General features: G+C 36.9%; 13 protein-coding genes and 1 pseudogene. 4 read left to right on the forward strand and 10 right to left on the reverse strand.

Features of this window, described 5'->3' with window-relative positions:
- Positions 1-49: 49 nt before the first annotated feature.
- The 5 genes from hemL to hemA all read right to left on the reverse strand — a co-directional run bounded on the left by hemL (position 50) and on the right by hemA (position 5550).
- Positions 50-1381 carry a glutamate-1-semialdehyde 2,1-aminomutase gene (gene hemL, locus ACFX5U_RS01240; RefSeq protein WP_400262299.1) on the reverse strand — a complete coding sequence of 444 codons (1332 nt, stop codon included), beginning with the start codon at positions 1379-1381 and terminating at the stop codon, positions 50-52.
- Between the two features lie 179 nt (positions 1382-1560).
- On the reverse strand, positions 1561-2532 hold the full coding sequence (hemB, locus tag ACFX5U_RS01245; RefSeq protein ID WP_038695617.1) for a porphobilinogen synthase: 972 nt from the start codon (positions 2530-2532) through the stop codon (positions 1561-1563).
- A gap of 50 nt (positions 2533-2582) precedes the next feature.
- Positions 2583-4175, reverse strand: a complete 1593-nt coding sequence (hemC, locus tag ACFX5U_RS01250; RefSeq protein ID WP_038695619.1) for a hydroxymethylbilane synthase — start codon at positions 4173-4175, stop codon at positions 2583-2585.
- Positions 4176-4307: 132 nt separating this feature from the next.
- Entirely contained in the window at positions 4308-4523 is a 216-nt protein-coding gene (locus ACFX5U_RS01255; protein WP_400262300.1) for a hypothetical protein, read from the reverse strand.
- The gene (gene hemA, locus ACFX5U_RS01260) at positions 4486-5550 is read right to left on the reverse strand and encodes a glutamyl-tRNA reductase (RefSeq protein WP_400262301.1); all 1065 of its coding nucleotides are present in this window, start codon (positions 5548-5550) and stop codon (positions 4486-4488) included. Before hemA ends, ACFX5U_RS01255 begins: the two co-directional genes overlap by 38 nt.
- A gap of 493 nt (positions 5551-6043) precedes the next feature.
- Between hemA and ACFX5U_RS01265 the strand changes: the two genes are divergently transcribed.
- Positions 6044-6442: a hypothetical protein gene (locus ACFX5U_RS01265; protein ID WP_400262302.1), complete on the forward strand. Its 399-nt coding sequence runs from the start codon at positions 6044-6046 to the stop codon at positions 6440-6442.
- 25 nt (positions 6443-6467) lie between these two features.
- Here ACFX5U_RS01265 and ACFX5U_RS01270 read toward each other — a convergent pair whose 3' ends face one another.
- From ACFX5U_RS01270 to rbfA, 4 genes are read right to left on the reverse strand one after another with little or no spacing between them, the layout of a single operon-like run.
- Entirely contained in the window at positions 6468-7115 is a 648-nt protein-coding gene (locus ACFX5U_RS01270) for a hypothetical protein (RefSeq protein WP_400262303.1), read from the reverse strand.
- A 1-nt stretch (position 7116) separates the two neighbouring features.
- Complete coding sequence (locus ACFX5U_RS01275; RefSeq protein ID WP_400262304.1) at positions 7117-8208, reverse strand: aminotransferase class V-fold PLP-dependent enzyme; 1092 nt, start codon at positions 8206-8208, stop codon at positions 7117-7119.
- On the reverse strand, positions 8192-8848 hold the full coding sequence (gene aat, locus ACFX5U_RS01280; protein ID WP_038695629.1) for a leucyl/phenylalanyl-tRNA--protein transferase: 657 nt from the start codon (positions 8846-8848) through the stop codon (positions 8192-8194). The genes ACFX5U_RS01275 and aat overlap by 17 nt, the downstream gene beginning before the upstream one ends.
- A gap of 30 nt (positions 8849-8878) precedes the next feature.
- A complete protein-coding gene (gene rbfA, locus ACFX5U_RS01285) occupies positions 8879-9250 on the reverse strand; it encodes a 30S ribosome-binding factor RbfA (RefSeq protein WP_038695631.1) in 372 nt (123 codons plus the stop codon).
- Positions 9251-9758: 508 nt separating this feature from the next.
- On the opposite strand from rbfA, the pseudogene argH reads away from it, so the two are divergent.
- Positions 9759-11091 (forward strand): annotated as a pseudogene (gene argH, locus ACFX5U_RS01290) (argininosuccinate lyase).
- A 63-nt stretch (positions 11092-11154) separates the two neighbouring features.
- Here the strand turns inward: argH and ACFX5U_RS01295 are convergent.
- Complete coding sequence (locus ACFX5U_RS01295) at positions 11155-12213, reverse strand: aldose epimerase family protein (protein ID WP_400262305.1); 1059 nt, start codon at positions 12211-12213, stop codon at positions 11155-11157.
- 132 nt (positions 12214-12345) lie between these two features.
- On the opposite strand from ACFX5U_RS01295, the gene ACFX5U_RS01300 reads away from it, so the two are divergent.
- Both ACFX5U_RS01300 and ACFX5U_RS01305 read left to right on the forward strand, forming a co-directional pair.
- Positions 12346-13710, forward strand: a complete 1365-nt coding sequence (locus ACFX5U_RS01300; RefSeq protein WP_280571013.1) for a deoxyguanosinetriphosphate triphosphohydrolase — start codon at positions 12346-12348, stop codon at positions 13708-13710.
- An 83-nt stretch (positions 13711-13793) separates the two neighbouring features.
- Positions 13794-15905: a DNA topoisomerase 3 gene (locus ACFX5U_RS01305; protein ID WP_280571011.1), complete on the forward strand. Its 2112-nt coding sequence runs from the start codon at positions 13794-13796 to the stop codon at positions 15903-15905.
- Positions 15906-15962 lie beyond the last annotated feature (57 nt).

The following is a 15962-nucleotide window of genomic DNA, read 5'->3' on the forward strand; positions in this document are numbered from 1 at the left end:
TATGATTTTACAATAAATATAAACAGATTATATTAAAAAAAGTTTATAACTACCCAAAAACTAAATCTAAAGCAGCGAAAATATGCTGTTTAGCAATAGTCAAATCCTCATCAGTATGCGCATGTGAAACAAAGCCAACCTCATAACCAGAAGGGCCAAAATAAATACCTCTATTTAAAAGCTCACGGTGCATTATTTTATATGATTCCATCGAATTTGGATCTATTTCACTTGCTTTTAAGATGGCTTCCTGATCGGTAAAAGCAAACCAGAAGATAGAAGCAATGGTAAAGATTTTCACCTCATAATTTTTCTCTTCAATATAGTTCCGAATATCAGAAACGAAAGTAGCCGTTTTCCCATTTAGATTTTTATAAAAATCAGGTTGGGTCAAGACTTTACAAGTAGCGATACCAGCAGCCATAGCAACCGGATTGCCCGATAAAGTACCCGCTTGGTAGACATTACCATCAGGAGAGATACAGCTCATCAATTCCTTTGATGCACCATATGCACCAACAGGCATACCACCACCGATAATTTTACCATAAGTGATGATGTCAGGTTGCACCTCGTAATAAGCAGCAGCACCTTCAAAACCCAAGCGGAATCCAGTTATCACCTCATCAAAAATCAACAACGCACTATTTTGTTTAGTGATTTCTCTTAAATAGTGGATATATTCTTTAGTCTGTAATAAAAGACCATTATTTGCAGGAACACCTTCAATAATAACAGCAGCAATCTGATCTTTGAATTGCTCAAAAACAGCAGCTAATGCCTCTTTATCGTTCAATGCAATCACAATGGTTTCATCGGCAAAAGCTTTAGGAACACCCGCAGAAGAAGTTTCACCAAAAGTAACCAAACCCGAACCCGCTTTTACGAGTAAGGAATCCGAGTGACCATGGTAACAACCTTCAAATTTCACAATTTTATCACGTTTTGTATAACCTCTAGCCAAACGGATAGCAGACATCACGGCTTCAGTACCTGAACTCACGAAACGAATTTTTTCAATAAATCGATTGTTCGATATGATCAATTCAGCAAGTTCATTCTCTAAAGCAGTAGGAGCTCCAAAACTTAATCCTTTGCTTAACTGTGCAGTAACAGCTTCACGAATTTCATCGTTGTTATGACCTAAGATTAGAGGACCCCAAGAGCAACAGAAATCGATAAACTCATTTCCATCGGCATCCCAGATATGAGCTTTATCTCCTCTTTCAATAAATAAAGGTGTACCGTAAACAGATTTAAAAGCGCGTACAGGTGAATTTACGCCACCAGGAAAATATTGCTTCGCTTTTTCAAAAAGTTGAGCCGACTTTTCTCTAGAAATATCAGCAGTTTTCGTATGAGCGCTATTTTGTTGTGTCATATTGATTATAATTTACACAACAAAAGTATCCAATTATTTACTAAAATCTCTCATTTCAGTGTAAGGAATAGCACAAGATGCAGGACAAAGCAATGTGCTGAAATCATTTATTTTTAGGCTAGAACAAATAAAGCCCAAGATAAACTTGAGCTTTATATGTCATGTATATATGAGGTCGATTATTTAATCCAACCTTTTTCGATAGCTTCTTTGGCATGGTAAGTCAAGATTGCAGTAGCACCAGCACGGCGGAAACTCATAAGCGTTTCCAATATTGCCGTCTCTTGCAACCAACCATTACCGATAGCAGCCTTGATCATGGCATATTCCCCAGAAACATTATAAGCAGCAATTGGCAGATCAAAGTTATCATGCAACGATTTGATGATATCCAAATAAGGAAGACCAGGTTTTACCATTAAAAAGTCAGCACCCTCTTCTAAATCCAATTGTGCTTCGATCAATGCCTCTCTACTATTGGCATAATTCATTTGGTAGCCCTTTTTATCACCATTTTTTGGAGCCGAGCCTAGTGCATCGCGAAATGGGCCATAAAAAGACGAAGCATATTTCGCAGTATAAGACATTAAGGAAACATTTGTGAAGCCATTTTCATCCAAGATATTCCGGATATAACCAATACGACCATCCATCATATCCGAAGGAGCAATGATATCCGCACCAGCTTGAGCATGTGCTAAAGCCATTTTTCCCAAAACAACTAAAGTCTCATCATTCAGGATCACGCCATTTTCGACTATTCCATCGTGACCATCCGAACTGTAAGGGTCCATGGCAACATCTGTAATGACACAAGCCTCTGGAAAGTTTTTCTTAACCTCTTCAATTGCTTGAAGATATAAAGTACCCTTTCTATAGCTTTCGGTTGCGAATTTATCTTTTAAAGATTCTTCTACGGCAGGGAATAAATCAAATGAATTTAAACCAATTTTTAGACAGCTTTCAATTTCACGTAATAAGTTATCAATCGAATACCGATAGATCCCAGGCATAGATGAAATTTCTGTTTTTTGATTTTGTCCTTCTACAATAAAGAGTGGAAAGATTAAATTACCCGTACTTAAACGGTTTTCTTGAATCATATCGCGAATCACCGCTGATTTACGATTTCTTCTCGGACGTTGTAACATGTTATATGTATTTTAAGAAGATTGGAAGAGTTTAAATTCTTCCAATCGTATTATGAAGTATAGTCTAATCCAAAAATAGCTTCAGCCAAGCCGATCTCATCAGGAGAGTAAGGCAGTGTATATGAAAGTCCCATTTTATCGAATACCGCTGCAGTTGAGCGACCGATACAGATGACTTGTTGCTCCGGTTCAATTAAATTGTTGACAAAGTAAGCTTCAGCATTACTAGGGCTAGTAAAAATCAAAACCTCAGCATTAGTAGCGTCGATATTATCATCTAATACCGTTTCATACACAGGCATGTTGATGACTTTCGTCTCCGGAGTAAGTGCTTTTTGAATGGTTTCCAAAGAGCCCTTTGCACGTGGAATCAAAACTGTACCACCATCCGCTAATGCAGCAAACTGGGCAGCAATCTCCTCCATCTCAATACCATACTGTTCCCCAGAAAAATCAGCTCGACGATCATACTTACGTAAAGTATCCTCAGAACCACGGCCAACAACAGCAAATTTAGTCTTCTTGCTCAAACGAGGTTCTAAGCTAAAGAAATGCTCAATACCATTTTTACTAGCAAAGAAAATCCAGTCAACATGCTTTAAGATAAACGGATCAAGTTTATTGATAATAGGATAAATCTTAATTAATGAACGAGCATCAGCTTGAATGTTATGTTTAGCAAAATAACGAGAAAGGTAAGAATGCTCATCTAAATCGCGGCTAATGAAAACCGATTTTGGCAACTTCCTATCCTTCGCATATTTAGCGAAGATAATTTCTGCCATCTTCGAAGGATCATCACCTTTCACATAGACACGATCAGGAAAATCATCACTCGTTTCAGCAATAGAAGTCCAAGTCTCGTAGGTATCACCAGTTTTACGACAGTAAGCACCTAATGGAGCATGACAACCCGCCTCAAATAAATTCAATATCTTACGTTCAACAGCAATTGTTTTTTGAACCTCTGCGTTATTTATCGGCTGTAGCGCTTGAAAGAGTTCCACATCGACTTCGCGAATCTGTACCGCCAATACACCTTGAGCAGGAGCAGGAACCAGTTCAACAGCAGGAATCTCTTCAATATGAAAATCAGAAATATCCATGTCGACTCTAGAAATACCAGCCTTTGCAAGCATGATAGCATCGTATTGCTCATCGCGTAATTTCTGCATACGGGTCTGTAGATTACCCCTTAAATCTGCAAATTCAAGATCCGGTCTAATCGAAGAAAGTTGGGCCTTACGTCTGTTAGAAGAAGTACCAACAGTTGCATTATGCTTTAAAGAAAGACGTTTTTTGATATCAACACAATCTTTATGGATAATCAATAACTCAGCAGGATTCTCGCGATCCGAAACAGCAGCGATAATCAATCCAGGAGGATTGACTGTAGGTAAATCTTTATGAGAGTGAACCGCTAAATCTATGGACCCAACCAATAGCTCTTCTTCTAATTCCTTGGTGAAAAATCCCTTACCTTCGAGTTTATCTAAACGGAGATGTTGAATGATATCACCTTGAGTTTTGATGATTTTTAATTCAGATTCAATGCCAATTTCAGCGAGACGATCTTTGATGAAGTTAGCTTGCCATAATGCAAGTGCACTTCCACGAGTGCCAATGATAAGTTTTCTATTCACAATCTATATTCTTTACCTTATTTTATTTATTAAGATAGACAAAAATAAATAAATAGTATTAATTTGTTGACACGTTACTGTCAGAATAAAATCTCAATAATAGGAAATGAAGAGCTTGAAGGAAGGTAGAGATTAATTTACACCATTTTCGTTCACTTTGACTAATATCTCTTTAGCCATCACCATCGGAACTTTGATGTATTTCTTTTCCATATAATTAATAATCTTTTCCAGTACATCACGTGCTTCTGGATCTAAAGCTTGAAATTCTGAAGCAAAAACTTCATTTAATGCCGTAGATTTGATTTCCTTAATCTTTTGTGGAAACTTGACGCATCGCAACTTCAACACGTCTTTGTTTGATAATAGGTAAGAATTCCTGAATATTATCCGCAATAATTTTTTCAGCATTAGACAGTTCACTGTAACGCTCCTCGATATTCTTATTTGCGATCGCTTGTAACGAACTCACTTCAATATAATGAACAGCATTATTCGCCAATACTTCCGCATCAATATCATTCGGAATCGCCAAGTCGATAATAATCTTCTTGTCCGTCTCCCCATTTAATAAAGATTGGTATAGTGTATTGTCAATGATAGCGGTAGTAGCACCAGTACAAGTAATCAAGATATCAAAACCTCCTTTATAGGTCATTAATTCCGATAAAGGATACGCTTGAGCATGCAATTCTTCCGCTAACTTATGCGCATTTTCAACTGTACGGTTGAAAATAACAAAATTGCTCGATTGTTTCTTTTGAAAATATTTCGCTAAATTTTGATTCGTTTCTCCTGAACCAATAATTAAGATTCTTGGATTATCAACAAGCTTGATTTCTTTTAATTTACGGTAAGCTAAAGAAACAACCGAAATCGGGTTTCTAGAGATTTTTGTAAACGTATAGACCTCTTTTGCAGTTTTGACAAGACGATCCATCAACATGCGTAGAAAATCACCGGTAAAACCAGCTTCCCTACATCTTTCGTAAGCGCGACGTACCTGTGCTAAAATTTCTTTTTCACCAACGACCAAACTTTCAAGAGAACAAGACATCCGAAGAAGATGGTTTAACGCATCCATTCCTTCGTATTTATTCACCTGACCTAAGTAGCATTGTAATCTTTCTTGAGGAACACAGAAATTGAGTTTTTCCATAAATTGCGCAATGAATTCATTCGTCAGGTCATGGGCGCCATAAAACACAAATTCAACACGGTTACATGTGCCGATATAGAAGACCTCAGGAATATCTAAGTTATGTTTTAGATTCATTAGTCTACTCTCTAATTCCTCATTACAAATAACAAGATTACCTAAATCTTTAAGTTCTACGTGTTTGTGTGTGAATGCTAATACCTTAAGATTCTTCAAAGCAATATCCTCGATTAATTTTAACTCTGCAAATGTAGTTTAAAAGCTTATGCTATATGTCAAAAATCTGTCAAACAGATGAATTTAGAATGATTACAAATAATGTTAAATTAATGTTAACAAACTGATATATATAGGTTTGTATTATGTGATTTAAAAAATATTTGTTGAATATCATATATTCACAAAAAAAACGTGTCTTCGAGCACACAATAAAACTCAAAAAATGATGATTCTTAAATCGAGAATATCAATAAATGCACCAATTATTTCTTTAAGCCGATATATTACTCAGGAGCCCCACTTTTTTAATCGTTAACATCTATATAGGGCAAAGAGATCGTGGTCATGAAAAAGTCTCTGAATATGGATGGAGTGATTGCAGATGTATTAGCATGTAATGCAGTATCAATGAACAGATTTTTTAGAAAAAATAAATTTTAAAAGTCATCAGACAGATGATTATTTTTGTTGCATATTAATTTTGGATACTATGATTATCATAAGAAAAAGTTTTGCACTATCAGGTTTGATAATTTGTCTTTTAGCGGGGATGCTACCCATGTTAAAAGTACCGATTAAAGGGAATTGGAATTTATATCAAACTGACGTCTTGTTGTTTTTTATTACCTACATGATAATAGGCATAACAGGTTTACTTTTTTTTATTAGACAATTGGTTGGGTATAGATGGATGACCCGTATTGCAGCAGGATGGTATATAATCAGTATAACCGCTGTGTTCTTTAAAATCAATAATTATTTCGGTTGGGGTTTTGCAGATCATTTATTATCCAGATCATTGCATATGCGTTGGGGATGGATCGTTTACCTTATAGGCATTGTCCTTTTACTATTAAGTGTTAAAAAATTAAAGCAAATTGAGGAGTAAAAAAATAAGCTTGGAAAAACCAAGCTTATTTTTTATTCGGACGATGCGAAATAAAGTGAGACTTTAATTTATCTAGACCTAGATCTTCCTCCTCTTTATCCAATTCATAACTCCAAACCTTTTCGCCCAAAATGTTATTAATCTCTTTCGGGTTAGTAAGGTCTACGGGACGTACACGTTGCTCCTTAACGATTGGATTCTGTATAGCCTGTAAACTCGTTGCATGTCTGATAATTTGAAAACGGAATGTCGGCCATTTTCCAACAGTAGCGAAATTACCAGAATAGAATTGAACAGAATCATGTTTGCTAATCTTTTCCGCAAATATGCCTTTTGCTTTATTGGCATTCGTATCCGTGACACTGACCAATAACTCAAAAGAAGTTTGATTGATAATATGCAATTTGGCTAATCCGTCTTTATGATCACCGGAAATTGCCAAGAGGATACCCTTTTCAATAAATTTTGAGGGAACTTCTTCAGCATGTTCCGTCATTTCATCGTCGTCACGGCGCATATTACCATGCACCAATGTTAATTTACTCGCTTGAACAGGTATTTCAAACCCTGTGTCATCTGTTACACCAATGATGTCATTGGGTTGGAAGGATGTGATATGACCTTCAATTGGTTCATCCACAAATCTGACTAAATCTCCTATTTTGAAACCCATGTTATTTTAAAATTTTAGTGTCAATAATACTTAATAATTTTTCGAGATCATTTTCATCATTATATAGATGAAAGCCGATTCTTATGCCATTGCCACGTGGGAAACATTTGATGTTGTTTTCCATTAACATGGTATAATGTCGTTGATCGATTTGCAAGTTGAATATGGTGCTCGTTTCAGCTCTATTGATCACAACTTGACTGAGTATTTTTCTTTTGCTCAATTCCGCTTTAGCGGTTTCGACTAGACTGCGCGTATAGGCAGCCGTATTTTCCAATCCGTGTTCCTTGAAAAAGGCTAATCCTTTTTGAAGTGTTCCCTGTGCTAAGGTATCGATATGTCCAGGCTCAAAATAAAGTTGATCGATACTTTTACCTGCCCACATTTTATCTATTTCTAAGTCCTGGGTCGCCAGATTTGGGAAAAGAACCTGTTTCCCATAAGGACTTACAAGTATAAAACCATTTCCAAAACCTCCCAATAACCATTTATAACCACTAGCACCTACAATATCAAATCCAGATTGCGAAAAATCAAAAACTTCAGTCCCTAAAAATTGTGTGCCATCACCAATAATAAGTAATTCAGGAAATTGACTTTTCAATTGTTTGATAAACTCGAGATTGATTTTAATGCCGGAAATGTATTGTACGATACTTAAGATAAATACAGAGGGTTGATGTTTTTCAATAGCGTGTATAATATGCTCTTCCAATTGTTCATCTATACAGGCCGTAACATATTGAAAACCGCGAGAGATGACAGGGAAATTGACAGAAGGGTAGTCACCCTCAAGTAATAAGATTTTCGAATCTTTAGGAAGTCTATCCAGCAATGTGTTAAAACCCGTGGAGAAGTTCGGCGTGTTATAAACATTCTGAATAGCCACTGTGAAAAACTCGGCGATACTCTTTTTAACAGCAAGATTAAACTCACCTTGTTTTTCACGTAAATCTGTCGCCGTTGAAAAAAAATCAATATCTCTTTTCAAACGCCACTCTTTCGAAGTGATAGGGAGTAGGCCCGAACCAGGAGTAGTTAAATAGCAGATATCATCGGGGATATCAAAATAGGATTTATAAGATACTTGCATTTTCTTCTTTTAATAGGGACAAATATTCTTGTTGCGAAATGCTTTGGCCTCCCATAGAAGCCAAATGTGGTGTATGGAATTGACAGTCAACAAATTTTAATTTGAATTGAGTCAATAAATATATTAAAGCGACTTTTGAAGCATTAGAAACTGTTGAAAACATACTTTCACCACAAAATACTTGATGTATATAAATCCCATATAGTCCGCCGACGAGCACCCCATTCTCCCAAACTTCAATAGAATGTGCATACTGAAGCTTATTGAGCGCTTGGTAAGCATCGATCATATCAGTGGTTATCCAGGTACCCTCTTGGTCTTTACGACTAATTTGAGAACAGTGCTGGATAACTTCCGAGAAAGCTTGATCAACAGTAACGGTAAATCGATTACTTTTCAGTATTTGACGCATGCTCTTGCTGATTTTCAGCTGTTCCGGGAATATGACAAATCGCTCATGCGGAGCATACCACATAATAGGAGTATCATCGCTAAACCAGGGGAATATACCATTTTCATAAGCCAAGATCAATCGGTCCGAACTCAAGTCGCCTCCGATAGCTAGCAGCCCGTCCTCATCAGCCAGTGATGGATGCGGAAAACTAATTTGGCTGTCATCAAAATCTAAATTGAAAACCATTTTTAAAAATAGACAAAAAAACCAGATTGTTTAATCTGGTTGTCTTGTTTCTTTACTGATTTCATCAAATATTTTATCCATGTGCTCTACATACTCATTGGTGTCATCCAAGAAAAAATCCAATTGCGGAACAATCCGAACTTGATTTTTAATTTTTGCACCTAATTTGTATCGGATTTCTGTCGTTTTGGTACGGATTGCTTTTAAATCCTCAGGAGCTGTCTTGGTATTTAAAAAACTTAAATATACCCTTGCTATCGCTAAGTCCGGCGTTACGCGTACACGTGTAACGGTAATAAATGCACCAGGAGCCCAACTATTGCCTTCGCGCTGGAGTAATTCAGCTAAGTCTTGTTGTAATACACCAGCAAAACGTTGTTGTCTTTTGCTTTCTGTTCCCATCGTTCTAATATTTTGTTTAGTGAAAATTCACACTATTATGGATACAAAGATAAATATAAAAAAGAATAAAGGCATATCCTGGATGGATATGCCTATATAATTTTGGTTTATAATCAGTTAGGGTTCAATTTCTTAAAGTTTAAAGACTTTATGGTCTATCATAGTTTGGTTTTTTTTAGTTTAAAAAGTAAGTGTTTGCTAACTTTAAAACTTATATTTTTTATTTCACTCTCCCTTATGGTACAAACATATAAAAATTAAATTGGTGCTACAATGAAACAATCAAAAACAAAGTAACCGCTTACTTACTATCGCTGTTTGCTGAGTTTTAACAAACATTTAACATAAAAATATTTTTTATTTATGAAAATTGACTGTATGTTTTTCGAAATAAATGTCAGAAACCTAACCATGAGATGACTCATAATGTACTAGGGACTGAAGATCAATTGTTTTATTTGTTTTCAAATGGTATTTTTGTATTGCATATAAAAAAGCATATTAAAAAATGAAAATCTGGCAAAAAAACATAGATGTTGATTCATTTGTCGAATCATTTACCGTAGGTAATGATCGCGTGATGGATTTACAATTAGCAGCTGCAGATGTTTTGGGTTCTTTGGCCCATACGCGCATGCTGAATAGTATCGACCTCATGACCGATGAAGATCTTGCTGTTGTACAACAAGAATTGAAAAATATCTATCAGGAAATTAGTGCTGGAAAATTCGAAATAGAAGATTCTGTGGAAGATGTACACTCGCAAATCGAGATGTTATTAACACAACGGATTGGGGAAGCTGGAAAAAAAATCCATTCCGGACGCTCAAGAAATGATCAAGTTTCTCGTGGACCTGAAATTATATTTCAGAACAGAGATTCAAAACATGGTCAGCAATACCGAGATTTTCTTTAATCAATTGATTAGCCTAAGCGAACAATATAAGGGTATTCTCATTCCTGGTTATACGCATTTACAGATTGCTATGCCCTCATCCTTTGGGTTATGGTTTGGTGCATATGCCGAAAGTTTAGTCGACGATTTAGAATTGATGAAAGCGGCATGGAAAGTCTGTAATAAAAACCCCTTAGGCTCTGCCGCGGGTTATGGCTCTTCATTTCCCTTAAACCGAACAATGACGACGACATTATTGGGCTTTGATGATTTGAATTATAATGTCGTTTATGCACAAATGGGGCGAGGAAAAACAGAACGTATTTTAGCACAGGCAATGAGTTCTATAGCAGCTACCTTGGCAAAATTTGCAATGGATGTGACCTTATATATCAACCAGAATTTTGGCTTTATATCATTTCCAGCGCATTTGACTACAGGCTCAAGTATTATGCCTCATAAAAAGAATCCCGATGTATTTGAATTGATCCGTTCACGCTGTAATAAAATACAAGCTTTACCGAATGAGATTGCTTTGATGACAACAAATCTTCCATCAGGATATCATCGTGATTTACAACTTCTTAAAGAAAATCTATTTCCAGCCTTTAAATCGTTGAACGATTGTCTGGAAATAGCAACCTTTATGTTGGAAAATATTTCGGTAAAAAAAGATGTACTGGATGATCCTAAATACGATTATTTATTCTCTGTAGAAGTGGTCAATAATGAAGTGTTAAAAGGAGTTCCTTTCCGAGAAGCTTATAAAAATATCGGAATTGCTATCGATGCCGGAGAATTCCAACCTTCTAAAGAAGTCAATCACACCCATGAAGGAAGTATTGGAAATCTTGGTAATGACCAAATACAACGGATGTTTGAAGAAGTTAAATCTTCATTTGGCTTTGAAAAAGTGCAGAGCGCTTTAAATGAGCTCGTGAAATAGGTAGAAGGTTAGTTAGTAGGTTAGAAATGTTCTAACCTACTAACTCCATAACCGCTTACCCTATTACTTCTCGATAGAAAATTTCAAGTGTGTCTCCGATATAAATTCCGCTCCAGCTTTTAGTAAAGTGGATGGAAACTCGGGTTGGTTAGGGCTGTCTGGAAAATGTTGCGTTTCCAAACAGAAACCTGCATAGGGTAGATAAGCTTTTCCTGATTTACCAATATCATTTCCTGTCAACCAGTTACCCGTATACAATTGTACGCCAGGCTCGGTCGTAAAAATATCCAATCGTATACCTGATTTTGGCGAATACACAGTTGCGCAAGCTGTCGAGATGGGGTTATTGTTGACAAAACAATGGTCATATCCTTTTGATGCAATTAATTGTTCGTCATCGGCAACGATATCCTGTGCTATTGATTTAAATTCTTTAAAATTGAAAGCCGTTCCTTCTACAGGAACTGTCGCAATGGGAATCTGATTTTCATCAACAGCCAGATAAGCATCCGAATTGATTTTTAACTGGTGGCTCAGTATATCGCCAGAACCCTCTCCATTTAAATTGAAGTAGGTATGGTTCGTCAAGTTTAAAACAGTATCTTGATCACAGTCTGCTCTATATTTTATAATGATTTCATTGTCATTAGTTAAGGTATAGGTTACAGATACATTCAGATTTCCAGGAAAGCCCTCTTCACCATCTTGAGAAACTAAATAAAATTCAGCCTGAGATTGATAACTGACACGTCGGTCCCATATTTTTGTATGAAAACCCCCAGGGCCACCATGTAGGCAATTGATACCGTTATTAATCGGCAAGCTGTATGTTTTACCATTCAACTCAAACTTTCCATTGGCGATGCGGTTAGCAAATCTTCCAGCCGTCACACCGTGATACTTTTCGTCAGCCCGATAATAAAGACCTATATTGCTAAATCCCAAAGCAACATCCGTGAGTTTCCCTTTGTTATCAGGAACGAGAATACTGACAATGCGTGCGCCATAATCACTCAAGGCAACTTGCATACCTCGGGTGTTCTTTAAAACAATAAGGTGTGTATTCTTTTCGTCAACAGTACTGGTGAAATTATGGATAGAAGGCAAATGATAATGACTCATGATGGTGGTTGTTTTTGTTCCTTGTTAAAGATAAAGATTATTTTTTTTTAAAAAACGATTGTTGATATTTATAAAAAATCAATTTGTAAAAAGCCGCAACAGTTAGAAAATCAAAAAATGTATATTTGCAATATGTCTGTAAATACAAGTATGAATTGGAAACAATTACTATCCGCAAAACGCTGGGGTTATGAGCATCGTGTCAGTGATAGTCATTTAATAGCACGTTCAGAATTTCAACGTGATTACGATAGATTGATTTTTTCTTCTCCATTTAGAAGATTGCAGAATAAAACACAAGTATTTCCTTTACCGGGAGCTGTGTTTGTCCATAATAGGCTTACTCATAGTTTGGAAGTTGCCAGTGTAGGCCGATCTTTGGGACGCTTATTCTATACCAAGATGAAGGACGAAAGCCCGGATATAGATGAAGAGTATCCTTATTTACAGGAAGTTGGTAATATGGTTTCTGCAGCATGTTTGTCGCATGATTTGGGCAATCCTGCCTTTGGGCATTCAGGTGAAGCGGCTATTTCAACGTACTTTACAGAAGGGGATGGTCGCAAATACCAAGAACAGGTAACCAAAGAAGAATGGGCAGATTTGACTCATTTCGAAGGTAATGCCAATGCCCTTCGTATTTTGACCCATCCTTTTAATGGTAAGGATGATAAAGGATTTGCATTAACCTATACTTCTTTGGCATCGATTGTCAAATACCCATGTGCAGCGATTGATGGTCACATTAAAAAAAATCATCACCGTAAAAAATATGGTTTCTTTGCTTCCGAACGCGAAACATTCGAAACGATAGCAGCGGAGTTAGGACTATTGGAAGACCCAACGAATCCGAAAGGTTATTTGCGTCACCCATTAGTTTATCTGGTAGAGGCGGCAGATGATATCTGTTATAATATCATTGATCTAGAAGATGCACATCATTTAAAAATTTTATCTTACCCCGAAGTGGAAGAATTGCTACTCCCATTATGTGGTGGTGAAGATTTACGGACACGATTGGATTCACTTATCGATACCGCCAGTCGGGTAGCACTCTTAAGAGCAAAAGCAATCAATACATTGACCAAAGCATGTGTTGAAGTCTTCTATAAGAAACAGGAACAATTATTAAAGGGAACATTCCCCTGTGCATTGATGGATGCCTTAGATCCAGATGTAGTGGCGCATCTTAGAAAGATCAATAAAATATCAGTAGCAAAGATCTATAATGCACCAACAGTAGTTCAGATTGAGATCGCTGGTTATAAAGTGATGAATGCTTTATTAGCCGAGTTTGTTCCAGCCTATCTGAAAAAGAATAAAAATAGTTATGATGAAAAATTAGTAGCACTAATTCCGCATCAATTTTATACAGACCACGATGATTCTTATTCAAAAATAAGGGCTGTTTTGGATTTTGTTTCAGGGATGACAGATGTATATGCAATCGATTTGTATCGTAAGATAACAGGTATTATCATTCCTTCAATAGACTAAGCTTAATAGGATATATTATTAAAAATAACAGGATTAGGAAAGTAAATCTTCTCCTTGTTCTGCATTTTATCTAAACAAAAAATATGAAAGTCGTTATTGCCGAAAAACCATCAGTTGCAAGAGATTTGGCCCGCGTTATGGGGGCAAAAGAAACCAATGATGGCTATATTTCAGGAAATGGTTATGCTTTCACTTATGCATTTGGACATTTAGTTCAATTGTGTACTCCTCAAGCATACGGATTTCATAATTGGTCAATCGCTAACTTACCTATTATTCCTACCGAATTTAAGTTGGAATCTAAAAAACTTAAAAGGGATGGTAAGCAAATAGATGATGCAGGTGCATTAAAGCAGTTGAATACGATTAAATATTTGTTGGATAAAGCTGATGAAGTAATCGTGGCGACGGATGCTGGGCGCGAAGGGGAACTGATCTTTCGTAATATCTATTATTATCTTGGAGCAAAAGTACCATTCAAGCGTTTATGGATTTCCTCACAGACAGACAAAGCCATTAAAGAAGGTTTTGCCAATTTGAAGGAGGGAACAGAATACGACAGTTTATATATGTCTGCGCGTTCACGCTCGGAATCAGATTGGCTCATTGGTATCAATGCTACTCAGGCCATTACCCTTGCGGCAGGTAATCGCGGTTTGCTTTCGCTAGGTCGGGTACAAACACCCACATTAGCCATGATTTGTTCCCGCTATTTAGAGAATAAAGATTTCAAGCCACAAACCTTCTATAAGATTCAAGCCGGTTTTGAAAAAGATAATATCAAATTTAAGGCAACTTCGGAAAAAATAGATAAGAAAGATGTAGCAGAAGAGGCGATTGCAAAGATTACTATTGGCTCGGAGGCTACCGTAACCAAGGTCGAAGCAAAAGAGACCAAGGAGCAACCGCCATTATTATTCGATCTGACCTCCTTACAACAGGATGCCAATAAAAAGTACGGGTATTCTGCAGACCAGACCCTCAATCTTGCTCAGACGTTATATGAGAAAAAAGTAATCACCTATCCGCGTACGGGTTCTCGGTATATCGGAGAAGATGTATTTGAGCAAGTCGAAGAATTATTTCAGCATTTAGCAGATACAGCAGAAGAGGGAATAGCAGCCATTTCTCGTAACCTCATTGGAGCAAAGTTGAACAAACGGTCTGTTGATGAAAAGAAAGTAACCGACCACCATGCCCTTTTAGTAACAGATGAAAAGCCAGGAGCTTTATTACAAGAACAGCGCAATATTTACAATATGATTGCCAAGCGCATGGTCGAGAGTTTTTCCGATGTCTGTCTAAAAGATATTACCACGGTGGTTATTAATGCGGCAGGTGTCGAGTTAATTGCCAAAGGGACAGTAATTAAGCAATATGGATGGCGTCTTTCTGCAGATCAGGTTGAATTGCCCGATGAAGATAAGAATACCGAAGATCAGGATAACGAAAATGCGCAATTGCCTAAATTGTCTGCGGACGAGTTATTGGAGATTTTATCATTAGAGCTGTCAGAGCGGTTTACAAAAGCAAAACCAATACATACAGAAGCATCTTTGTTAAAAGCAATGGAAACCTCTGGAAAAGAAATCGATGACGATGAGATGCGCCAAGCGATGAAAGATTGTGGATTAGGTACTCCGGCAACACGTGCAGCGACAATTGAAACCTTATTCCAAAGGGATTATATCAAACGTGATAAAAAGAAGCTTATTCCGACAGACAAAGGTCTGACGGTTTATAATCTGGTGAAAGATCGTTCCATTGCCAAGGTGACCCTGACAGGTAAATGGGAGCAGAAACTGGAAGAAATGCGCGCCAATAAAGTGTCGTACGAGGTCTTTATGAAACATATAAAAGACTATACCGAGCGTATCACAAAAGAATTGTTGCAACTGCGTATTTCCATTGCCCATGAAGAAATCAAACCGTTGCAAAAAGGAAAGATAAAATGTCCGAAATGTGCAACAGGTCAGATTCAACTTTTTGATAAAGTAGCACAATGCGATCACTATGCCCGAGGATGTGACTTTAAAATATGGCGCACATTGAATGGTGTTATGTTAGAGGAAAAGGAAATGAAGAACCTACTTGAAAAAGGGAAAACATCAACCTTAAAAGGAGTCAAGACCAAGGAAGGAAATATCGTGGAGGCGGTCTTAACCTTTGAAAATTTTAAAGTCAATATTGGGTAATAAAATCAGGAATAGGCGAACGCCTCATTTTAATAGTTTAGTTTTGCGCTTTATTAG

This window comes from Sphingobacterium sp. SG20118 (genome assembly GCF_044740685.1).
Taxonomy (GTDB): domain Bacteria; phylum Bacteroidota; class Bacteroidia; order Sphingobacteriales; family Sphingobacteriaceae; genus Sphingobacterium.